Source organism: Pedobacter sp. Bi126, assembly GCF_918698245.1.
Taxonomy (GTDB): Bacteria; Bacteroidota; Bacteroidia; order Sphingobacteriales; family Sphingobacteriaceae; genus Pedobacter.
In genome coordinates, this window is record NZ_CAKKMS010000006.1 from 261,317 (window position 1) to 284,795 (window position 23,479).

Sequence of the window (23,479 nt, forward strand, 5' to 3'; positions counted from 1 at the left end):
ATAATGTTTTATACCTTTAACCATGACTACTGAGACATTTTTCACCAATGAAGTTATTGATCTCGATCTTCTTCCAAAATACGAAGAAATTCAGTTAAGCCGGCCACACCCCGATTATTGGAAAATCATCTGTATTAATCTACTGATCTTTTTTGGCTTGCTGGGAATAGCTATTGGTATACTCCTATTCTTTGTTGATGAAGTAAAATCAAATGCCAAATGGATTATCCCCCTTTATTTAGCTTTATTTACTATCTTTTTGCTACTCTTTCGCGCCAGTTTTAAAAAACGGGGGTATGCCATCCGCACACATGATGTAATATACAAAAGTGGCATTATTGCCGAATCGACAACAATTGTTCCTTTAAACAGGATTCAGCATATCGAATTAAATGAAGGGATTTTTTCCAGAATATATAAACTGGGATCCTTACAGCTTTTTACTGCAGGTGGCCAAACAGGGCATATCCATATTTCAGGGATTGCAATTAATGATGCCATGCGTATCAGGGACCTGCTTTTGAAAAAACTAGACCTGCTTGAAAATCCAACAACAGAATTGAATGCCAATGCATAACGATTTTAGTAAACCGCAGCGGGAATCGGCCTTTGGTATCATTATAATGGGTGCTCATACCATGCTAAAAATTGGTAAGGCGAGTTTTTTCTTATTCATTATTGCCTTTGTAAAGATGCCGAGCACTTCTTTCACCTACCTGATATTGGGCATTTCTGCGATAATTGTATTCAGTTTTATATTTGCTTATTTATGGTATTTGAAATTTACGTTCTTTTTAGATAAAGAAAAGCAGGAATTTGTGGTAAATAAGGGCATATTCAACCGCGATCAGGTAATTATTCAGCTCGATAAAATACAGCAGGTTAACATTAACCAAAATATTCTGCAGAAAATTATCGGCGTTTATGGGCTAAAAATCGATACAGCCGGTGCTCATGGAGAAGAAGTAAGCATAAAAGCAATTGACGAAACTTCTGCCTATAACCTTAAAGAACATTTATTAAATACAAGAACCGTAACTGAAACACAATCGGAAATTGAACATGAAAACCACAAGACAGCAGAAACACCATTTTTAAGAATAAGTGCCTGGACTTTGTTTAAAGTAGGACTAACCTCTAACTATGGGCAAAGTTTGGCCTTACTTGCTGCTTTTTTTTATACCGTTATTTACGAGGGCAGGCAACTGCTTGATGCTTTTAAAATTAATAAAGATGAAATTCAGAGCGCAGTAACGGGTATGCTGACTATAGTTACAATTTTTATCTTAATTGCCTGCCTTTTAATTGTACTGTTAATTATTAACCTGGTTAGAACCTTTTATAAGTATTTTGAGCTGGAAATTAGCGAACATAAAAACACACTCTTACTCTCTTCAGGGCTGATTGCCAAGAAAAACACCTTGATTAGTCCGAATAAAGTCCAGATTACCAAATACAGCCAGAATTACTTTCAGAAAAAGATGAATATGCTCAATATGAGCTTAAAGCAGGCTCATTTTGGTCAAAGTAAAAAAGGGCATGAAATGCAGGGGAACACTTTGGAAATTCCGGGATGTAACCCTGGCGAAAGGGACGAATTGCTAAAAATGATATTGGGCCAAACACCTTTAAGGTCGAAAATATTTATCCCCGACTGGCGTTTTTTGAATTTACCTATTTTCTTTAAACTGATTTTGCCTGTGGTGGCATTTTTAATTATTGCGTTTAACGTTCCTGAGGTTAAGCCGTATATCGGCGTATCAATTGCTTACTTAATCATCGGTATTTTGATGATTTATATCAGTTATCGCCGACATCAGATTTCAGTAAGTCAAGATTTCATCATCAAAACCAGCGGGATTTGGGATATTTCAAATGAAATTGTAGTGCCAAATAAAATTCAGGCCATTACCACTTTTCAATATCCATGGCATAAAGGGGTTGATGTTGGTCACCTCACTTTACACACGGCTGCTGGTCAGATTCATTTTAAATATGGCAATTATACCGAAATTAAACAGCTGGTAAATTACTGGCTGTATCAGGTAGAGCGTAAAAACGAGAATTGGATGTAATTTAAAGAACTAAAAACAAATAATATGAATACCAGGGAACAGATCATTTTAAATGAAGATAGATTATTAACAGCCATACAGCATGGTGATATTGAGGATCTGGATCTGCTTTTGCATGAAGATTTACTTTTTAACCTGCCCAACGGTGTAACCATAACAAAGGCGATGGATATGGAAACTTATACATCCGGAAATTTGGTTGTAAAATCTATTTTACCCTCCGAACAGCGAATTAATCTGATTAACGATATTGCGGTTGTTAGTGTGAAAATTGAGCTAAAGGCAATATATGCTTCACAATCCATCGAAGGTATTTTCAGATATTTAAGAGTATGGAAATTGTTTGATCAGGAATGGAAAGTAATTGCCGGAAGTTGTGTGGCCATATAAAAAATAACAGCTGCCAGGTTTAAATCCAGGCAGCTGTTATAACGCAATTAATTCTGGTATGTCGCAGCAAACTCAGTAGCAAAATCTTTAAGCTTAATGTTACCTAAAACAGGTCTGTTTTTATAATAATCTACAAAAAGTTTATTGCTTCTGATCGCATCGCCCATTTCAACATAGTTTTTAGCTATTTCTTCAGGTAAACCTGCTCCTACCATCCCATTCAATGCATCTTCATCGCTAAATTCTATCCATGGCAATGCTGGTTTACCGACTGCAGTACCCAATGCTTTTGCAACATCAGCTGGGGTACTTTCATCATTACTTGCTACATACTGTATGGTTTTGCCTGTAAAATTACTTTCCAATACTTCAGCAGCTACTTCAGCAATGTTACGGGGATGCACCAAAACAAGTTTTGAACCGGCGCCAAAATTAGACCCTAATATGTTTGCATGTTTAACCATATCGATATTAGCTAAAAAATTAATGTAAAAATAACCAGCACGTAAATGTTTCACATCTACCCCATTTAATTCGGCAAAAATATTTTCTACATCATGTAATCCCGCAATTGGGCCCGTCCCATCTGGCAGATCTGCACCTACGCTACTTAAATTCACTACTTTTTTAACGCCCGACTCTTTTATGGCAGCCGCATAATTTTCGCCGATACCTTTAATATATGCCCTAAATTTTGGTGCTGCAAAATTTGGTGGCACCATGGTGTAAATGGCATCAGCCCCGGTAAAAGCATCCTTTAAAAATCCGGTATCGCTCACACTACCAATCAAGGGCATTGCACCCAGCGATTTAATTTCTTCGGCCCTATCGGGGTTACTGCTAATAATTTTTACTTCATGGCCTTTGGCTACCAGTATTTCGGCAAGGGGTTTAGTAATATTACCTGTTGATCCTGTTAATGTTATTTTCATGATTTTTTGTTTTTAAATATTGAATACAAAGCTATATTTGTACTTACTTTTATACAAGTACTTACCCCAAAGTATGCAACCATGACAGCTGTTAAAGAAAGTTCGACCCGTAATTTTAACAAAGGCGTAGCGCTAACCAGCTGCCCAGTTACTTTTGTAATGGAAAAAATTGGTGGTTATTGGAAGCCGATTATTATTTTTCATTTAATGAGTGGCCCAAAACGTTATAGTGAGTTAAAACGTGCGATACCACAGATAACTGAAAAAATGCTTATACAGCACTTAAAGCAAATGCAAAATGATGACCTCGTTCATCGGGATGCGCAAGCCGTTATTCCGCCAGTAGTCACGTACAGCCTCACCAAATCGGGGCAGGATCTTTTTCAGGTATTAGATTCGATGGTAGATTGGGCCGTTAAAAATGGCTCTGTTTAACTATTACACTAAACATTCCCATGCAGTAAGGAAGCACGACGAATCAAATTGTAAAGCGAAACTGGAACCAACTTGATTACCTGCCCAGGCGTCGCGCTCCGAAAAGAAAATTAATCGATAAATAGGCAATATTTTTTTATTGATTGGAAATGAAAGGATGGTTTTTCATCGGATATTGCAGTCCTGCTGTTCGCTATAGCCCTCATGCTTCGGGGCTGCCGCTGCCATCAGGTTTATGAACAGCGTAGGTGCACAAGCAGTCTTAAAAAGAAATGTGAGGAATTTAAATGAGGCATGGCGCATAGCGCTAAAAGATTAAATCCCCTCAGATTATCGTCATTGCGAGAAGGCTTTTTCAGCCGACGAAGCAATCTTTATGGCAAGGATCACTAGCGTGAAAGATTGCTTCGTCGTTCCTCCTCGCAATGACGACCTTTCTTTTGAATCTGTTATTGATAGCGTAGTCGAAGGGCTTTGGTTTGCGATTTATGAATCTCAAAAAATCTTCGATCGAATTATGTATTTGATATACAGAAGCCTATAAGGTCATAATTCCTTTGATGTTTCCTGCTTGCTTATAAACAGCAATCACCTCATCCGCATTTTGCATCATCTTTTTTACGGTAATCGAAACATATTTCCCTGTTTTGGAAGCTTGCTCAATAAACTCATCATCAGGCAAAATGGCTCGTAAGTCTTGTATTTTATCTAGCCCGCCAGTGATAATAAATTTAAAATTATAAATACCCGGAAACTGCTCAACACTTTCTAGTTTCTCTTTTAAATTAGCGTAAACATCTCTATTAGCTCCATCGGGGATATCAGTGAACTCAATATCCTTATTATTTTTATTCTCATCCATAACGAGAGCATATCAAATTCTATACCTAAATAAACAGGGTGCAATTCTGACAGCATGAACGTATATTTTAGTTGAAATACCGCCATTTAAGCGCATTGAAGAGAAGCTTTATTACGGAACCCAGCGAAATACAGCTGTGGCTTTACCCCTAAATTCCCTAAAGGGGACTTCATACCCAAATTTAATGGCATGATGGATTCTGAACCAAGTTCAGAATGACGACCAATGAAATAAGGCTATTGGTTTTAAACCTTTAATAGTAGCACAAACTCAATTTACATAAACCTTGGCGAAGCGGATACCGGCCTTGTGGGCAATGCCTGCAGGCGTATGAGCAAAGCAAAGGGCTACACAACCCAATGAAATACAAGTTGGGCTTTACCCTAAATTAAACTTCATAGCCATAACTAATGGCATGGTGGATTCTGACCGAAGCAGCTATTAGACCTAAAAACAATAGGAACGACTAATAAAACAAGTTCAGAATGAAGAACGGTTAGGGCGACCGATTAGGTTTTAAACTAATTACTAACAACTTTGGCAAAAAGCGATAGGAATTGTTATTTTTGAACCTCAAAAAAACAGGAGCCGATTTGGATTATTTAGCAGGATTAAACCCACAACAAAGAGCAGCAGTAGAGAACACAAAAGGACCGGTAATGATTGTTGCAGGTGCAGGTTCGGGCAAAACCAGGGTAATTACCTTTCGTGTAGCCCACCTTATTCAAACCGGTACCGATCCATTTAACATCCTGGTTTTAACCTTTACCAACAAAGCAAGTAAGGATATGCGCGAGCGTATCAGTAAAGTGGTTGGTGCAGAGGCAAAGAACATTTGGATGGGTACATTTCACTCTGTTTTTGCGAAAATTTTACGGGTAGAGGCCGAGAAAATAGGTTATCCAAGCAATTTTACCATTTACGACACCGATGATAGTAAAAGTGTAATCCGGGCGATTTTGAAAGAAATGCAGCTGGATGATAAATTATATGCGGCAAACTTTGTTTTCAATAGAATTTCATCAGCTAAAAATAATTTAATTTCCTGGGGTGAATATCAAGCTAACGACCAGATACAGGCTGAAGATATTCAGAATAAACGCCCATTGATTGGCCAGATTTACGAGACCTATGCTAAACGCTGTTTCAGAGCTGGGGCAATGGATTTTGACGATTTGTTGTTCAAAACCAATATTTTATTGAAAGAACATCCAGATGTTTTAAATAAATATCAACAGAAATTCAGGTACCTGATGGTGGATGAGTACCAGGATACCAACTTTTCGCAGTATACCATTGTAAAAAAACTGGCTGCTGCTTATCAGAACATTTGTGTGGTAGGTGATGATGCACAAAGTATCTATGCCTTCCGTGGTGCAAACATCCAGAATATTTTAAATTTCGAACGCGATTATCCTGATTTAAAGGTTTATAAATTAGAACAGAATTACCGTTCTACCCAAAATATTGTTGATGCAGCGAGCAGTATTATTGCCAACAACAAAAACCAGCTCGAAAAAAACGTTTTCTCAGAAAATGCAGAAGGGGAAAGAATTAAAGTTTCGCGGGCTTTTACCGATAACGAAGAGGGTAAACTGGTTGCTGAAGCCATTATTCAGGAACGCAGTACAAAAGGCTACCACCACAACGATTTTGCCATTTTGTATCGTACGAATGCACAAAGCAGGGCAATGGAGGAGGGTTTACGCAAACTCAATATTCCTTACCGGATATATGGCGGTCAGTCTTTTTACCAACGCAAAGAAATAAAAGATTTAATTGCGTATTTCCGTTTAACTTTTAATCCGAAGGACGAAGAGGCTATAAAACGTGTAATCAATTACCCTAAACGTGGTATTGGCGATACTTCGATCGATAAAATTATTGTTGCGGCAGACCAGCATGGAAAAACCATGTGGGACGTAATTTCGAATGCACACGAATATGTAGATGGGCGCTTAGCTAATCAATTGAACGATTTTGCCATGATGGTGCAAAGTTTTCAGGCAGAGGCAAAAAAGCTCGATGCTTATGATACAGCTTTGTTTATTGCCCAACATGCAGGTATTTTAAAAGAATTATACACTGATGATAGCGTTGAAGGACGTGCGCGGTATGAAAATATCCAGGAGTTATTAAATGGTATTAAGGAATTTTCAGAACGCGAGGATATTGAAGAAAAAGGCCTCGATATCTTTATGCAGGATGTTGCCCTTTTAACCAACGATGATAAAGATGGTGATAAGAATAAGGATACGGTTTCTTTAATGACGATCCACTCGGCCAAAGGTTTGGAGTTTAAAAACGTGTTTATCGTAGGATTGGAAGAAAATCTGTTTCCATCACAAATGTCGTTAACCAACCGTACTGATTTAGAGGAAGAGCGCCGTTTGTTTTATGTGGCCATTACCCGTGCCGAAGTAAAACTGACACTTACTTATGCCACTTCCCGCTACCGCTGGGGAACTTTAACCAATTGCGAACCAAGCCGTTTCATTAACGAAATTAGTCCGAAATTTTTAGAATTGGATGTTAAACCAGCCAAGTCGAACAGTTTTGAAGGTAATTTTGACGATGACCGCAAAACATGGACCTCGCAGCCGCGTGATTTCTTTAGCAAACCGAAATCAGCGGCCGGCGCAACTACTTCTGCCCCACCTGTCCGCCCGAAAACAACATCGTTATTGGCAAAAGCACATGTGCCAACACCTGGATTTACCCCATCGCAACCGCACGAATTTCAAGGCGGTATGGAAGTTGAGCACGAAAAATTTGGTTTTGGAAAAATTATCAGCCTGGAGGGCACCCTGCCTGATGTTAAGGCTACTGTATTCTTCCAGGGTTTAGGCAATAAACAGCTACTGCTTAAGTTTGCGAAACTGATGATTGTGAAGTAAACGCAGATTTCCTTTTTGCCACGGAAACGGAGAGGCACGAAAAAAACAAAGATTCACCATCCTGATTCCGATTTTCCATCGGGATCAGGCTTTAATAGATAAAACGTAAAGATGCTGAATCAAGTTCAGCATGCCGAGTGCCATTAAAATACGCCTAACCTTGCGTTCTCAATTTTTAATAAATAGATCGATCTTCGAGAAATTCTCCAATCTTGAGTGTAATTAATTGCTCACTGTCCAATGATTTAGCTTGCACATTCCATTCATCTGTTATTTCAATAATTTCTACCATAATACCAAATGGAAAAGATTCGCCTTTATTATCAACTGTAATTTTAACCCTTTCCCCTACTTTTGGCGCTTTAAAGAATAATTGATTTCCGACTATACTCAGCGCTTCAATTTTTTCCAAATCTGATAAAAGATATTTTCGATAAGGTGATTGCGGATTTTGTGAAACCAATACAAAAGACTGGGTCTCCATTTCATATTGAACCTGCATTTTATAGAAAAATTTACCCCTTATTTTATCTCCCAGATAAATTTTCTCGCCTTGCGCTGTAAGACAGCCTGTATAAAAAGATTCTATATCCATAAATTGATTGATAAGATCTGATTTTCCGTTTTAAACACCAAATATGGCTTAAACTTTTAGGATTCTTATTGAAAAAGCACAAAATTATCCTTATCATTGAACTCGGTTCTCCCGATTACAAACCATGCAACTTACTAGGTTAGAAATTAAAGGTTTTAAGAGCTTTGGCGATAAAGTGACCATCAATTTTAATGAGGGTGTTACCGCTATTGTTGGGCCCAATGGTTGCGGAAAATCCAATGTAATAGATGCCATGCGCTGGGTTTTGGGCGAACAGAGCACCAAAGCACTTCGTTCAGAAAAAATGGAGAACATCATTTTCAACGGAACAAAAAACCGTAAACAGGCGCAGCTTGCCGAGGTTTCATTGAGTTTTGATAATACCAAGAACATCCTGCCAACAGCCTATTCACAGGTTACCGTAACCCGTAAACTCTATAGAAATGGCGATAGTGAGTACCGTTTAAACGATGTTCAATGTAGGTTAAAAGACATTACCGACCTTTTTCTGGATACCGGAATCGGCTCTGATAGTTATTCCATTATTGAGCTGAAAATGGTTGATGAAATTATTACCAATAAAGAACATAGCCGCCGTTCTTTGTTTGAAGAAGCATCGGGGATCTCGAAATACAAATTACGTAAAAAACAGACTTTCAACAAATTAAAAGATACAGAAGCCGATTTAGAGCGGGTTGAAGATTTACTTTTCGAGATCGAAAAAAACCTTAAAACCTTAGAAAATCAGGCACGCAAGGCTGAACGTTATTATAAGTTAAAAGAGCAATACCGCGAGTTGAGTGTTCAGTTGGCTACACACCGCATTGCCTTCTTCCGTACCGATTTAAATGCATTAGAAACTCAGGAACAAAATCAGCTGGTAAACCGTGCGGCACTCAGTACCAAAATAGATACCGGTGAAGCCGAACTGCAAAAACTTAAACTAGGCAGTATCAGTCAGGAAAAGAACCTTTCTGTACAACAAAAGGCCACAAATGAGTTTGTTTCCAAAATCCGTGCTTACGAAAGTGAGAAGAAAGTAAAGAACGAACAGATGCGTTTTTTACAGGAAAAAGAAACACGTTTATCGGGTGAGCTCGAAAAAGATAAAAACCAGGTTAACCACATCAAATACAATATTAAACGTTTAAATGAAGAAGTTTTAACAGAAACTGAGGTTTTTAACCGTTTGGAGGCTGATTTAAAAACCTTAAAATCTACACTTGATACTTTACGCGAGCAACAACAAACTGAGAAAAACAGGATTGATAACCTCATCAAATCGGTTAACGAGTTGCAAAATCAGGTCTACCAATCGCAGAAGGAAATTGATATCCTGAATATCCAAAAAGATGCGCTGGTGCAGGAAACCAACAGGAATGTTGATGATACCGAAACCAAAACGTTAGAATTAAAGGCTTTCGATCATGCCTTGGCCGAACTTGATATTCAGGTTAGGGAGAAGCAAGCCAATATTAAAAACCTAACGGAAGCTGAAGGACTTTTAAAAGAAAAACTGGCTGCTTCAGAAATCAATTTAAGTTCGAACAAGGAAAAACTTACGGCCGAAAACCGTAAAAAAGATGCCAAGCAGAACGAATATAACCTGACCAAATCGCTGGTTGATAGTTTAGAGGGTTTTCCTGAGTCGATCCGTTTCTTAAAGAAAAACAACGCTTTTGCTAAAAGCGCCCTGCTCCTTTCCGATATTTTATTCTGTAACGAAGATTACCGTATAGCCATTGAAAATTACCTTGAACCGGTAATGAACCATTATGTGGTTGATCAATATGCAGATGCAGTACAGGCCATTAACCTTTTAACCGATGCGAGCCGCGGACGGGCAAACTTTTTCATTTTAGAAAATGTACCTGATAAAAACCCAATTATTGGTACGCATGAAGGCCTGGTTTCAGCGTTATCAGTTATTGAAGTTGATAAAAAATACCAGCACCTCTGCAATCTGCTTTTGCAAAATGTGTACATCGCAGTAGCTGAGCAAGAAAATCTTTTCAAAGCCACACCAACAGATAGTTTAACCATTTTGGCTAAAAATGGAAAATATGCTCAAACCAAATTTACTTTGGCGGGTGGCTCTGTGGGTTTATTTGAGGGTAAAAGGATTGGTCGTGCCAAGAATTTGGAAAACCTGGCCAAAGAAATTAAAGCTTCAGAATCATTGATTAATCAGTATGATGCTGCAATTAAAGCCGAAACTGATAACATATTTAACCTAAAAGAAGCTTCAAAAATCAATCAGATCAATGCTTTGCAACAAGAAATGAACCGTTTAAACAACGAACATATTTCTGTGCAGACCCGTCGCGATCAGTACCAGGAGTTTATTACGACCAGCGAAAACCGTAAAACAGATATTGCCCAAAAGATCGTATCAATAGAAAAAGCCTTATCTGAAAAATTGCCGGCATTGATTCAATTACAAAAAGACCAGCAAGAAGCACATGTAAATTTACAGGAACAACAACTTAATTATCAGGAAATTGCCGATCAGGTAAACGAAAGTGCTGGCAAATATAACCAGGATAATATCCGTTTTCACCAACAACAAAATAAGTTATCAGGCTTAGAAAAAGATTTAGATTACCGTTTTGTACAGGAAGAAGCTTTAAATAAGCGCATCGCCCAAAACGATAAAGAATTACAGGAGGCATTGACCCAAATTACAGCAACGTTACAGCATACTGACCTGAATGACGATACGCTTTTAGAGATGTATCAACAACGTGAAGAAATGGAAAAAGGGCTAGCAGAAGCTGAACAAGCCTATTTCACGAGCAAAGGAAGTATTAACGAGGTTGAAAACGACCTGACCAATATCCGCAAAACCCGCGAAGAAACCGATTTCTTATTAACCGAGATTAAGGATAAAAAGAACGCATTAAAAATCGATCTGAATGCCTTAAAGGAACGTTTAGCTGTCGAATTCAACATCGACATCAATGATCTTTTAGAAACAGATACCGAAATTGAAGCTTTAGAAAGTGAGTTCGATCTCCGCCAAAAGGTAGAGCGAATGAAACGTCAACTTGATGAGTTTGGCGCCATTAACTCCATGGCAATGGAGGCCTTTAAAGAAATGGAGGAACGTTATACTTTTATCCAGAACCAAAAAAAGGACCTTAATGCAGCAAAAACCGATCTTTTACAAACAATTAAAGAGATAGACGATACAGCTAAAGATAAATTTATGCAAGCCTTTACCCAGGCCCGTGAGCATTTTATCGTAGTTTTCCGTTCTTTATTTAACGAAGAAGATAGCTGCGACCTGATTTTATCCGATATCAATAATCCTTTAGAGGCCGATATTGATATTATTGCCCGTCCGAAAGGGAAAAGACCTTTATCCATCAATCAGTTATCCGGTGGAGAAAAAACATTAACGGCTACGGCACTATTGTTTTCGCTTTACCTGTTAAAACCTGCGCCTTTCTGTATTTTCGATGAGGTTGATGCACCTTTGGATGATACCAACATCGATAAATTCAATAATATTATCCGTAAATTCTCCGATCAATCGCAGTTTATCATCGTATCGCACAACAAACGGACTATTGCAAGCACTGATATTATTTACGGGGTAACCATGGTAGAACAGGGCGTTTCCAGAGTTGTAGCGGTCGATTTAAGGGAAGTAGCGGCTTAGCTCTATGTTTTCGTCATTGCGAGGAGCTACGACGAAGCAATCTTTTATTTGTATTTTCCAATTTGAAAATGAAAGCAATAGCCTTTGGCAGTCCTCAGTCCTGCTGTGCACTATTAGCCTCGCGAAAAGCTCGGGCTGCCGTTTCCATCAGGTTTATAAACGCAATACAGTACTAAAAACAGCGTTTTCTCTTCTATAATCTAATAATTAATATCTTTAAGAAAATTTAACGCGATGGTCGTCCTTTCGAGCGGAGTGCAACGAAGTCGAGAAATCTATTCCGATAGATCTCTCTCCCGACTTAACGTCGGGACGATGCTCCAGTCGAGGTGACAACCCTAACTTATTACAAAGAAATATGAAAATCCTATATATCCTTCCCTTAGCCATAATGCTAAGCTGCTGTTCATCAGTAAAAAACCAAAACAATACGGTTTCCGGCAAGTTAGATACCCAATTGTTAAAAGATGTTGAGGTATTATCATCAGATGCTTATCAAGGTAGGAAAACTGGAACAAAAGGGGCTGAAATGGCCAGGGCATACATTATAGAAAGATTTCAAAAATTAGGGCTAAAATCTTATCCTCAGCATGTAAACTATGCCCAGGAGTTCACTTTTAACGGAAGAGGCAACACAAAAATAAATGGCACCAACATTATCGGCTACATTCCGGGCAAAGGAAGTAATGTTATTGTGGTATCTGCCCATTACGACCATTTAGGGGTAGTAAAAGACGAAGTTTTTAATGGTGCTGATGATAATGCATCGGGAACTGCAGGATTATTAAAAATTGCCGCCTATTTTGCTAAAAACAAACCAAATAACACGATCATTTTCGCTTCTTTCGATGCGGAAGAAATGGGCTTACAAGGTGCAAAGGCATTTGTAGGCAATCCACCAGTGCCTATTAATACTATAGCCATTGATTTAAACATGGATATGATCAGCCATAGTGATAAAGGTGAACTCTATGTCTGCGGGACTTTCAAATATCCTGATTTAAAGAAGTATGTAGATACGACTAAAACCAATATCAAATTACTTTTCGGCCACGACGATCCAAAACAAGGTCACGATGATTGGACAAACCAAAGCGACCAGGGCGCATTTAATGCCAAAAATATCCCCTTTTTATATTTTGGTGTAGAAGACCACAAAGATTATCATAAACCTACAGACGAATATTCTACCATTACCAAACCATTCTTCAGCAATGCAGCAAGTGCTGTATTAGATGTTGTAAAAAGTATCGACAAACAAACCGGCTTACAACAGTTGTTAAAGGATAAAATGATCATGATGGACAATCCAAGAAAGTCAGAAAAATTCTAACAAACGAATTGATATAAATCTAAACCTGCCCTATCTGGCAGGAAGTTACAATTGAAGGCTATCCTCTAAAAAACTATAACTACTGCGGTACGTAAACCACATATTTAGTCTCAAAAAAATCTTCCTCAAAATAAGCTGAAAGCGGGTATAATTCTGCTTTCAGTTTTGATTCTTTGATCTCCTCTTCCAAATCGCCTCCTTTTAAATACAAAATCCCGTTCGGAATGGCATTTAGCGAGTCTTTTTTAAATTTGCCCTGTATCCATGGATAAAATTCGCCCAAACGCGTAACCGCTCTCGATACTACAAAGTTAAATTTCTCTTTAATCTGCTCAGCTCTTAAATGGTCGGCCCTTAAATTCTCCAAACCTAAAGCCGAAGCCACCTCTTTTACCACTTTAATCTTTTTTCCTATAGAGTCGACCAGATAAAATTCTGTTTCAGGAAACAAGATGGCCAATGGAATGCCCGGAAAACCACCACCTGTACCTACATCTAAAACCGATTCGCCAGCTTTAAAATTGCATACTTTAGCGATCCCCAACGAGTGCAGTACGTGGCGCTCATATAGCTCTTCGATATCCTTTCTCGAAATTACATTAATCTGTGCATTCCAAAAGCTATATAAATCGAACAATTGTGAGAATTGAGCAATCTGTTTTTCACTTAGGTTAGGAAAATATTTTAAAACGATATCGGGCTTTACATCAAGCATATTGTAATTGCTAAAGGATTATTGAATTATTTCCAGTTTACTTTTTTCTTGCCAAACAAGGCTAAAAATCCGTTCAGGGTTAAAAACAGAAACAAAAGTATGTCTAAAATTGGGAACCACCAACGCAAATCGCTATAGTTTAAGCGTTTCAGCAATTTTGGGTAGATAAAACACCTGATGATGATGCTTAATCCGAGGATTCCTAGGGCTACATATTGCGCCTCACGACTGAAAAACATACATGCGGCAAAGAACGCATAAAACAAAAACTGAAAAACAATCTGAAGGCTCAAAATAAACTTGTGCTTAGATTTATAGAACTTTCCAGCGCCAAAATGACGTTTTTTCTGCCTCAGGTAACCTCCCCAGGTATTATTGGGTTCGCTCCAAACATGGCTATCGCGGTGTAAGCGGATCTCTGTATTGTATTTATTGGCATGTGCGTTTACGAATAAATCATCATCTCCAGATGGGATATGCATATGCGCTGCAAAGCCTTTACTTTTAAAAAAAAGCGATTTTTTATAGGCCATATTACGTCCAACTCCCATATACGGCATGCCTTTTAAGGCGAAAGCCAGGTAATTTACAGCAGTAAAAAAGGTTTCGAACCGGATTAACGCATTTAGCAAACTTCTTTTCTTCATATAGGGCGAGTAGCCCAAAACGATTTCTGTATTTTCATCGGCAGGCTGCTGCATATCCATTAACCAATGCGCAGAAGCTGGTGTACAATCTGCATCAGTAAAAACCAACCAATCGTACTTAGCGGCCTTTATTCCCATGGTTACCGCGAATTTCTTACCTGCTATAAATTTATCGTTATCTAAAATCTTAACTACTTTCAGGTTAAGGTGTTTCTTCTCTAATTGTTCTAAAAACTCCTCTGTACCATCCCAAGAGCGATCGTTAACCACCACAACTTCGAACTCCGGATAATCCTGGCTTAATAATGCAGGCAGATACTGCTCTAAATTGATAATTTCATTTCGGGCACAAACAATTACACTTACTGGTTTTTGTGCCGATAACGGGATCTCCTCTATGCCTACATTAGCCAATTTCAAATGAACAAAAAGGACATAGTAGAGCTGAACCAAAAGGCAAAAAGCCAATATAGAGAGCAGAATAATTTCAAGCAGGGTTAATATCACGATGGTAAAATAAATAGGCGCAAATTTCTCATTTTTAATCTGTAAATCACTTTTATGTGGATAAAAAATTAAACAAAAATATGCCCTCAATTTTTGCTATTTTTGGCAGATTTTCGACGAGAAAAAACACATATAAACCGCCAACCGTCAAAATAACAATTAGTTTTAATAAAAAGTAATTTGATGGTGGTAAGCTCCACCTAACAATTGGAGAAAAATAAATAGAAACAGATGAAATTTAGTTTACAGGCTAACGATCCACTATCTAAAGCCAGAGCCGGAACGGTAACAACTGCTCATGGCGAAATACAAACCCCTATTTTTATGCCTGTGGGCACCGCAGGAACGGTAAAAGCCGTACATCAGCGCGAACTGAAAGACGATATTGACGCAAAAATCATTTTAGGCAATACTTACCACCTATATTTAAGACCAGGGTTAGATATCCTCGAAAAAGCTGGTGGATTACATCAATTTATCGGCTGGGACCGCCCAATTTTAACAGACAGTGGCGGCTATCAAGTGTATTCTTTAAGTAAAGTTCGTAAAATTAAGGAAGAAGGCGTTACTTTCCATTCTCATATTGATGGATCGAAACACCTTTTCACGCCAGAATATGCAATGGATATTCAGCGTACCATAGGTGCCGATATTATTATGGCCTTTGATGAGTGTACACCATACCCTTGCGATTATACTTATGCAGCGCAATCAATTAAAATGACGCACCGTTGGTTAAAACGCTGTTGTACCCGTTTTGATAGTACAGAACCTAAATATGGTTTTGACCAGACCCTTTTCCCTATTGTTCAGGGTTCGGTATATAAAGATTTGCGCATAAAATCGGCAGAATTTATTGCCAGCATGAACCGTGAGGGCAATGCTATTGGTGGTTTATCTGTTGGTGAGCCGGCTGAAGAAATGTATGCCATGACAGAAGTGGTATGTAATATATTACCAGAAGAAAAACCACGTTATTTAATGGGCGTGGGTACACCGATCAATATTTTGGAGAATATTGCACTGGGTATCGACATGTTCGATTGTGTAATGCCAACCAGAAATGCCAGAAACGGCATGCTTTTTACGAGAAATGGTATTATCAACATCAGGAATAAAAAATGGGAGAACGATTTCTCGCCGTTGGATGCAGAGAGCGATCTTCATGCTGATTTAGTAACCAGTAAAGCATATTTAAGACATTTGGTACATAGTAAGGAGATGCTTGGCGCTCAAATTGCTACCTTGCATAATCTGCATTTTTATCTTTGGCTGGTAAAACAGGCCAGAGAAAAGATCATTGCTGGTGAATTTTACGAATGGAAAAACAAAATGGTTAAAATATTAGGCAATAAGCTATAAAATGAATCTGTTAAAAGGAAGGATAAAAATCATCGATCAGTATATTATCGGAAAATACCTGGGTACATTTATTTATACGCTGGCCATTTTTGTGATCATTATTGTAGTGTTCGACCTATCTGAAAAGATGGATGATTTTATGAAAAGTGGCCTGAGTTTTTGGGGAATCCTCTCTAAATATTACGCAGGCTCTATTCCTTTTTATGTGAATATGCTTTCACCGCTGATCAATTTTATTGCGGTAATTTTCTTTACCGCAAAAATGGCCGATCAGACTGAAATTGTACCAATTTTAAGCGGTGGTGTGAGTTTTAACCGCTTTTTATTTCCTTATTTGGTATCGGCTACGATTATTTTCTCAGCCAATTTACTTTCAAATCTATACATCCTTCCTTATACCAATACCTTAAAAAATAGCTTCGAGAATACGTATGTAAAACGTAACGACCCTTCCACAAAATCAAACATCCATATGAAACTGGATGACAAAACCTATATCTATATTGATAATTTCGACAACAAAACGAATTCAGGATACCGGTTTTCTTTAGATAATTTTAGTGGAGATGTACTCACCAAAAAGATCGTTGCCGAAAATATAAAATGGGATTCGCTTAAACGCAAATGGCAGTTGAACAACTATTCCATACGCAAGATTGAGGGATTGAAAGAAACCATGATTTACGGTAACGGAAAACAAAAAGATACCATTCTGGATATGCGTCCGGATGATTTTTCGGCATATGACAATGTGGTGCAAAATTTAACCACAAAGGAACTTTCTGATAAGATCAGGAAAGAAAAAATCCGCGGAACGGGCGTAATGAACGATCTTCAGTTTGAAAAATACAAACGTTACCTCCACCCGCTTTCTGCTTTCGTATTAACGCTCATTGGCGTAGCCCTATCGTCGCGTAAAGTACGTGGAGGTGTCGGTGTATCCTTAGGCATCGGAATCTTCATCAGCTTTGCTTATATCGTATTTAATCAGTTCACACAGATGTTTTCTACCAAAGGTGGATTACCGCCTTTTGCGGCTGTTATTATGCCTACATTATTCTTTGGCTTATTAGGTTTTTACCTATTAAGAAAAGCACCAAAATAGCGATGGACGTTACCAAAAAGAATTTACTCATCCTTCATCTTACTGTATTTGTTTGGGGCTTTACGGGTGTGCTCGGCAAACTGATTTCTATCGATGCAGTGCCTATGGTCTGGTACCGGGTATTGATTGCCGCAGCTACACTTTTTGCATGGTTTTTAATCACCAAAAAGAACATTAAGATTACTAAAAAACAGTTTATCCAATTCTTTTTAACTGGAGGAATTGTAGCCATTCACTGGATATTTTTCTTTCATGCCATTAAGGTTTCTACTGTTTCAGTAACCTTGGTTTGCCTCTCTTCCTTCACGTTATTTACCGCAATTTTAGAACCGCTGATCAAAAAACAGCCAATACAAATGGGCGACATTCTGATCGGTTTATTGATCATTCTAGGAATATATATGATCTTTAAATTCGAAGGCCAGTATACTTTAGGAATTATTTTTGGTTTGCTGGCAGCAGTTGCATCAAGTCTTTTTTCAACTATAAATTCTACTTTGGTACAAAAAAGCGAGCCTTCCATCATCAGTTTTTACGAGCTTGTTGGTGCACTTTTCTGGATCACGTTATACCGCTTATATGATGGAACACTGTTACACACAGCATTCAACTTAAATACCAAAGACTGGTTCTATCTTATTCTTCTCGGTACACTTTGTACATCCGTTGCTTACGTTGCAGGTGTTGCGGTAATGAGAACCTTATCGGCTTTTAGAGTTGCATTAATCACCAATCTGGAACCTGTATACGGAATAGTATTAGCCTTCGTTTTCTTTCAAAGCAAAGAGCAAATGACAGGCGGATTTTATATCGGTGCAACCATTATCCTGGCCTCTATTTTTCTCTATCCGATCTACAAAAAGAGAAAGAATCAACTGTAAACACAAACGATAGAAATTTAAATTTTCTTTAGAAATCATATCACCCGAACATACTGTTTCAGTCGTACCTATTCACGACACTTAATTTTTCAAGACAGCTCGCTACTCAAATTCTCTCCATTGAATTTCCTGATAAAGATTAAGTAAAAGCGTAATGAGGAAGCTTATCAAAGCTAGTCAACACTACGTTTATCAGTATCATAAAAGCCTCCAGCCCGCCTTAAATAGAGATACAAAATCATAAGATTAAAAGCAGCGCACAACCATCTAAAACATCAGGAATATAATGCTTCAGAGACGTGCAACATAGCCAAGCTTAATCAAACCATCAGAACAAAAACGACGGCTTTAAATAAGGAGAACTACAGCTTAAAAAATGCAATCTATCGGAAAGAGAAAGATCAAAAACAGACCTTGATCACAAGCATGCACCTCTCTTTGAAGATAGAAAGTGCTCAGACAAAGTATGCCAAAAGCGAGATGAATTTTCATTTAAATTATCGAAAAATTATCGAGCTGAATTAATATTTTCGACTCCAAATTCACGAAACACCAGTCTTAATTCCACCATCATCTATCGCGTATTTCAGCAAACGAAGAAGATACATAATCCAGCAATAAGAACCAGGCAAACGTGAACCAGACTTATATAAACAGCTTTAAATCGGATGCTGCAATACAAGTTCAAGACGCAATACTTAAACTTGAAAAACAAAGAATTTCATATAGAAAATATTTAGCGGTCATCAACTAAAAACCCTCAATTAAAGACCAGATTTGAAACTATCCAACAAAGGATTCTGAATATAAAAATTGCTCAAAACTTTAACTTTCCTAAACCAGAAATAGTAGCTTAATTGTAAACCTTGACTAGGTTTACAATCAATTTATTTTAGCAAAAAATACATCAATAAAAAGTGCAGAAATCGAAGGCACCAATTAGCAAAAATTTACAATTAAAATCCTGCAAAACCGGATAGGTAAAGCGGCTAAAACCCCAACCAAAAAAGCCGATCTAAAGCGGCATAAAACAGAGATAAAATAACAAATAAAAAGACCAAAATTCCCGCTTTAAACCTGCACCAAACATGAGGTATTTTCTATATAAATTCTATACAATTCTGAGTTGTCAAGTCACATAGAAACAAGATGGCTTGTCTAAAATCTATCAACATTCAGTTCAGGATGGTTTTTAACCACAATAAAAATCTGGCAAAGCAGCATAAAAACATAAAGCATTTTATAGCTAATCAGCATAAAAATAACGGTAAAAATTACAATCAAAACCTAATTTTCAACGTGCTTTTCCCATACAACTACGGAAAAGTGATCAATTTCGAGTTTCCAGAGGACAAAGCCTAAAAGCGTAAAAAACCGTATTTAAACACCAATAGACAAGCTTTTTTGAGCAAAAACAAAAACCAACCTAAAGCATTCCGAAAACACCATTATTCACGAATATCGTCAGGAAATTGCATTATAAGGCTAAATTATTACAGATTTCGAAGTTCAAAACAGCAAAAAAATATACAATTTCAACATTTGAGATCAAATTTAAAGCAAGAAATTGAAGTTAAAAACCAGACTTGAAGCTTGACTAACCGCACAATTCACGGGACATTACCTGCATTTCAACCGCATAATATTCATCAAAACTTAGTAACAAACAAGAAGAGCGAAAAGAAATATTACCAAATTACTCCTCAAGCAATCGCTAAAAAACAAAGACATTTTGTCGCATCAATCTAATCTCAAATATTAATAGCGATTTTGAATAGCTAATTTACATCATACATTTTGTTTAAAAGTATTACAAACAGAATGCATTTTACAAGCGGATTTTCGCATGCTTAAAGTCAATTTTAAAGCAGGTAATCCTGACCAAAATGTTAACCATTCGTCCAGCATTAAAAGCCAAAAAATATCCATGAGAATTACAAAATCCAGTTGCATTTTAAGCCATTCCCTGAGCCTGATCTAATTCTAAAAAACTATACAAGAATTTAAAAAGGCAATAAAATTTTTGAAGAAAATCGATTAATAAGTGTAAATTAAATCAATAAAGATAATGCGATTAAAAATATTGAACAAAGCAATAATTAGCCGTAAAATTCAATAAAAAACAAAAGTAAAATAGACAAATAAAGGATTTATATAAAATTCATTAACATTTAAAAATCAACAATTTAAATAAATTTATATAAACTAAATATTTACAAAAATCAACATTTGCAAATTTTAAAAAACTAAATATTTTAGCAAAGAATTTAGATGAATTTAAACATATCAAACAAAAAACTAATTATCAAGTACTTAAGTATAGCTACCTTAAGTTTCACATCACTATCGGTTTTTGGGCAGATTTTCAGCACCGCACAAAACCCACTTAGTGTAAAATGGAACTATATTTATTCAGGTGGCTTTAAAATCATCTATCCGCAAGAACTGGAGAAAGAGGCACAAAGAATGGCCAATACCCTACCCTTTATCTATCCCAAAATAGGACTGGGTTTAAGGCAGCAAAAAACCACTATTCCACTCCTGCTCCAGAACCGCGGAACCGTAGCAAACGGCTTTGTTCAACTCGCACCCAAGAAGTCTGAATTCTATGCAACTCCACCTCAGTTTTTCGATAGTCAAGATTGGCTAAACAACCTGGCAGTACATGAACTTAGACACATTGCTCAGTTTGACAAATTGACAGGAACGCAAGCACACCCCTTTCCTGAACTCGCTTACTTTGCTTACTTTGGCGCGGGCATCCCCATCTGGTTTTTTGAAGGTGATGCCGTAGTTAACGAAACCGCGTTGACCTATTCGGGCCGGGGCAGACAGCCTAATTGGATCATGCCTTACCGGGCTTCAATTTTAGAAGGCAAAAAAATCTCATACAGTAAAGCCTATTTCGGTTCGAACAAAGACGTAACTCCTGGCTACTATCAAACCGGATATTTGATGGTATCGGATATGAAAGAAAAATATGGGCAGTTCATTTCCGATAGCATATTTAGCGACATTAGAAAAAGACCAGTAAGACTGTACCCCTTTTCGCAGAGCTTAAAAAAATTCACGAAGCAGAATTCCAGAACCTACTTTATTTCTACCCAAAACAAGCTTGCTGAAAAATGGAAAATACAGCAAGAAAAATCTATTACAGAAAGCTATGAAAGCTTAAATAAAAAAGCTGATTTGGCAACCGATTATTTTCTTCCTATCCGGTTAAATAAAAACCAGGTTTTAGCCCTAAAAGAAAGTAAGACAGATACCCGATATTTCGTGATTATTAACGAGGATAAATCGGAACAAAAATTATTCGGAATTGGTTATCAGGAACAGCCTTGGTTTAGCTTAAAAAATGATCTTTTGGTTTGGGATGAAATACGCTATGATCCGCGCTACAAACAACGGAGCTACAGCGTAATCTGTTCATATAATTTGAAGACCAAAAAATTCAACAAATTAAGCAGCAAAAGCAGACTCTTCTCCCCCAGCCTTTCTAACGATGGAAAGAAAATCATCGCTTCAAAAGTGGCGCTGAACAATCAGTTCAATCTGGTTGAGTTGGATGCGGTCTCGGGAAAAATTTTAAGGACCTACCCTAACCTCGAAAACGAAATCCTGCAAATGCCTTCATTTGATCAATCAGGAAATAAGGTTACTTATGTCAGCGTAAATGAAAAAGGAAAAAGTTTATGGTTGATTGACGGAGAAAAAAAAACGCAATTGATTTCTAACAGCCGACAACAGTTAAGCCGACCGATCTTTATCAACGACAAAATTGTTTTCAATGCGCACTTTAATGGGATCGATAATATCTACAGTATAGATCCCGATTCGAAAAAAATAAATGCACTCAGCGCGTCCAAGTATGGGGCCTTTAACCCTAGCGAAACCACCGATGGAAAAATCATTTTTAACAATTATAAAATCAATGGTTATGAAATTGCAGAAACCGCATTAACCGAAAAACCAATTGGCGAAAATAACTTTGTGGATTTCTCGGCCGCTGCAGAAAAGCAGGAAAACGTAGGGAATGTTTTCGATAAGATTCCCGATAGCACCTACCAAGCCAAGCGCTATCATCAGTCCTTAAATCTTTTCAGTTTCCACAGCATTATTCCGGTTATCGACAACGAATATGTTTTCGGTCTGGAGTTGCAATCAAACAATCTGCTCAACACAATGGACTTTTATACCGGTGCAAAATACCACCGTGATTTAAAACGTTTTGAGTACACAGCAGACATTAGCTATAAGGCACTTTACCCAGTATTTAGTGTATTGTATCGCAACCGCCCGAAAAGAACATTCTACAGAGCTAAAAACGCGGTACAACAAGGTGATTGGAGAGAGAACTACATCAAGCTTAATGCATCGGTTCCGCTATCGTTCAACATGCGCAATGAGAACTATGCTTTTACCTTAAATGCGGCAACTAGTTTTACGCAAAGATACATGCCAGAAAATATGCCTACCGGTTTTATACACGAGCTTAAATTTCCGATGGAATACAATTTTACTTTCAACCACAGTGTGCGCACTACGGAAAGAGATATTGCCCCCAAGTGGGCACAAGTGTTCAGGGCAACTTATAATCACCAACCCTTCGATAAAAACTTAAACGGAGAAATCTTAGCACTCGAAAGTTTCCTTTACTTTCCTGGATTTGCAAAAAACCATTCCTTTTTAGCGAGTTTCAATTACCAGAAAGCAAGTGGTGTAAACCAATACGCTACTGAGATTGCAACCGTTTACGGCTACAACAATATTTTAGCGAAAAGTAAACTGCAAAACAGTCTGCTTTTTAACTACCGTTTCCCCTTTGCTTTTCCCGATTGGGAGTTGGGTCCTTTCGCTTATGTCAGAAATTTTAGGGCGGGTTTGTTTTGCCATTACGAGAACATTGGCAAGGGCACAACCTTTAACGATCCAAAAACTTATGGATTAGAATTAAATACCAGCGTAAACCTTTTGCGCTATCAACCTGTTGTAGATTTAGGAGCGAGATTGGTTTTTGTTAATCAGATTTACAATCAAAATCCGATATTAGAGTTTTCATTTAATTATAGCTTTTAAAAC

General features: G+C 37.6%; 16 protein-coding genes. 11 read left to right on the forward strand and 5 right to left on the reverse strand.

All coding sequences use genetic code 11. From position 1 onward, the window contains the following. Window positions 1-22: 22 nt before the first annotated feature. Genes LQ201_RS21355 through LQ201_RS21365 form a run of 3 tightly spaced genes read left to right on the forward strand, consistent with a single transcriptional unit; the run spans window position 23 to window position 2,465 of the window. On the forward strand, window positions 23-577 hold the full coding sequence (locus LQ201_RS21355; protein WP_230145162.1) for a PH domain-containing protein: 555 nt from the start codon (window positions 23-25) through the stop codon (window positions 575-577). After that, window positions 570-2,075 carry a PH domain-containing protein gene (locus LQ201_RS21360; protein WP_230145161.1) on the forward strand — a complete coding sequence of 502 codons (1,506 nt, stop codon included), beginning with the start codon at window positions 570-572 and terminating at the stop codon, window positions 2,073-2,075. The genes LQ201_RS21355 and LQ201_RS21360 overlap by 8 nt, the downstream gene beginning before the upstream one ends. Before the next feature lie 24 nt (window positions 2,076-2,099). Beyond that, window positions 2,100-2,465, forward strand: coding sequence for a nuclear transport factor 2 family protein (locus LQ201_RS21365; RefSeq protein WP_230145160.1), 366 nt, complete (start codon window positions 2,100-2,102; stop codon window positions 2,463-2,465). A gap of 47 nt (window positions 2,466-2,512) precedes the next feature. Here the strand turns inward: LQ201_RS21365 and LQ201_RS21370 are convergent, their stop codons facing one another. Then, window positions 2,513-3,397: an NmrA family NAD(P)-binding protein gene (locus LQ201_RS21370; RefSeq protein WP_230145159.1), complete on the reverse strand. Its 885-nt coding sequence runs from the start codon at window positions 3,395-3,397 to the stop codon at window positions 2,513-2,515. Between the two features lie 81 nt (window positions 3,398-3,478). On the opposite strand from LQ201_RS21370, the gene LQ201_RS21375 reads away from it, so the two are divergent. Beyond that, a complete protein-coding gene (locus tag LQ201_RS21375; protein ID WP_230145158.1) occupies window positions 3,479-3,832 on the forward strand; it encodes a helix-turn-helix domain-containing protein in 354 nt (117 codons plus the stop codon). A 538-nt stretch (window positions 3,833-4,370) separates the two neighbouring features. On the opposite strand, the gene LQ201_RS21380 is transcribed toward LQ201_RS21375, so the two are convergent. Further along, window positions 4,371-4,694, reverse strand: a complete 324-nt coding sequence (locus LQ201_RS21380) for a DUF493 family protein (protein ID WP_230145157.1) — start codon at window positions 4,692-4,694, stop codon at window positions 4,371-4,373. A 593-nt stretch (window positions 4,695-5,287) separates the two neighbouring features. On the opposite strand from LQ201_RS21380, the gene LQ201_RS21385 reads away from it, so the two are divergent. Then, a complete protein-coding gene (locus LQ201_RS21385; RefSeq protein WP_230145372.1) occupies window positions 5,288-7,591 on the forward strand; it encodes an ATP-dependent helicase in 2,304 nt (767 codons plus the stop codon). 175 nt (window positions 7,592-7,766) lie between these two features. Here the strand turns inward: LQ201_RS21385 and LQ201_RS21390 are convergent, their stop codons facing one another. Beyond that, a complete protein-coding gene (locus LQ201_RS21390) occupies window positions 7,767-8,186 on the reverse strand; it encodes a hypothetical protein (RefSeq protein ID WP_230145156.1) in 420 nt (139 codons plus the stop codon). 124 nt (window positions 8,187-8,310) lie between these two features. Here LQ201_RS21390 and smc point away from each other — a divergent pair, with 124 nt between their 5' ends. After that, complete coding sequence (gene smc, locus LQ201_RS21395) at window positions 8,311-11,850, forward strand: chromosome segregation protein SMC (RefSeq protein ID WP_230145155.1); 3,540 nt, start codon at window positions 8,311-8,313, stop codon at window positions 11,848-11,850. 358 nt (window positions 11,851-12,208) lie between these two features. Further along, window positions 12,209-13,183: a M28 family peptidase gene (locus LQ201_RS21400; protein WP_230145154.1), complete on the forward strand. Its 975-nt coding sequence runs from the start codon at window positions 12,209-12,211 to the stop codon at window positions 13,181-13,183. Between the two features lie 79 nt (window positions 13,184-13,262). Here the strand turns inward: LQ201_RS21400 and rsmG are convergent, their stop codons facing one another. Further along, window positions 13,263-13,898 carry a 16S rRNA (guanine(527)-N(7))-methyltransferase RsmG gene (gene rsmG, locus LQ201_RS21405; protein ID WP_230145153.1) on the reverse strand — a complete coding sequence of 212 codons (636 nt, stop codon included), beginning with the start codon at window positions 13,896-13,898 and terminating at the stop codon, window positions 13,263-13,265. A gap of 26 nt (window positions 13,899-13,924) precedes the next feature. After that, window positions 13,925-15,142 carry a glycosyltransferase gene (locus tag LQ201_RS21410; RefSeq protein ID WP_371823063.1) on the reverse strand — a complete coding sequence of 406 codons (1,218 nt, stop codon included), beginning with the start codon at window positions 15,140-15,142 and terminating at the stop codon, window positions 13,925-13,927. Window positions 15,143-15,283: 141 nt separating this feature from the next. On the opposite strand from LQ201_RS21410, the gene tgt reads away from it, so the two are divergent. The 4 genes from tgt (at window position 15,284) to LQ201_RS21430 (ending at window position 23,476) form a co-directional block, all read left to right on the forward strand. Continuing rightward, a complete protein-coding gene (gene tgt / locus LQ201_RS21415) occupies window positions 15,284-16,414 on the forward strand; it encodes a tRNA guanosine(34) transglycosylase Tgt (RefSeq protein ID WP_215126823.1) in 1,131 nt (376 codons plus the stop codon). 1 nt (window position 16,415) lies between these two features. Next, on the forward strand, window positions 16,416-17,519 hold the full coding sequence (locus LQ201_RS21420) for an LptF/LptG family permease (protein WP_230145152.1): 1,104 nt from the start codon (window positions 16,416-16,418) through the stop codon (window positions 17,517-17,519). Window positions 17,520-17,521: 2 nt separating this feature from the next. Then, the gene (locus LQ201_RS21425; protein ID WP_230145151.1) at window positions 17,522-18,400 is read left to right on the forward strand and encodes a DMT family transporter; all 879 of its coding nucleotides are present in this window, start codon (window positions 17,522-17,524) and stop codon (window positions 18,398-18,400) included. Window positions 18,401-20,671: 2,271 nt separating this feature from the next. Next, on the forward strand, window positions 20,672-23,476 hold the full coding sequence (locus LQ201_RS21430) for a hypothetical protein (protein WP_230145149.1): 2,805 nt from the start codon (window positions 20,672-20,674) through the stop codon (window positions 23,474-23,476). Window positions 23,477-23,479 lie beyond the last annotated feature (3 nt).

Bases quoted from the DNA above. Each gene is read 5' to 3' on its own strand.
- LQ201_RS21420 (WP_230145152.1), top strand. From the start codon at position 16,416: ATGAATCTGTTAAAAGGAAGGATAAAAATCATCGATCAGTATATTATC.
- LQ201_RS21355 (WP_230145162.1), top strand. From the start codon at position 23: ATGACTACTGAGACATTTTTCACCAATGAAGTTATTGATCTCGATCTT.
- LQ201_RS21400 (WP_230145154.1), top strand. From the start codon at position 12,209: ATGAAAATCCTATATATCCTTCCCTTAGCCATAATGCTAAGCTGCTGT.
- rsmG (WP_230145153.1), bottom strand. From the start codon at position 13,898: ATGCTTGATGTAAAGCCCGATATCGTTTTAAAATATTTTCCTAACCTA.
- LQ201_RS21380 (WP_230145157.1), bottom strand. From the start codon at position 4,694: ATGGATGAGAATAAAAATAATAAGGATATTGAGTTCACTGATATCCCC.
- LQ201_RS21430 (WP_230145149.1), top strand. From the start codon at position 20,672: ATGAATTTAAACATATCAAACAAAAAACTAATTATCAAGTACTTAAGT.
- LQ201_RS21365 (WP_230145160.1), top strand. From the start codon at position 2,100: ATGAATACCAGGGAACAGATCATTTTAAATGAAGATAGATTATTAACA.
- LQ201_RS21370 (WP_230145159.1), bottom strand. From the start codon at position 3,397: ATGAAAATAACATTAACAGGATCAACAGGTAATATTACTAAACCCCTT.
- LQ201_RS21375 (WP_230145158.1), top strand. From the start codon at position 3,479: ATGACAGCTGTTAAAGAAAGTTCGACCCGTAATTTTAACAAAGGCGTA.
- LQ201_RS21360 (WP_230145161.1), top strand. From the start codon at position 570: ATGCATAACGATTTTAGTAAACCGCAGCGGGAATCGGCCTTTGGTATC.
- LQ201_RS21390 (WP_230145156.1), bottom strand. From the start codon at position 8,186: ATGGATATAGAATCTTTTTATACAGGCTGTCTTACAGCGCAAGGCGAG.
- LQ201_RS21425 (WP_230145151.1), top strand. From the start codon at position 17,522: ATGGACGTTACCAAAAAGAATTTACTCATCCTTCATCTTACTGTATTT.
- smc (WP_230145155.1), top strand. From the start codon at position 8,311: ATGCAACTTACTAGGTTAGAAATTAAAGGTTTTAAGAGCTTTGGCGAT.
- tgt (WP_215126823.1), top strand. From the start codon at position 15,284: ATGAAATTTAGTTTACAGGCTAACGATCCACTATCTAAAGCCAGAGCC.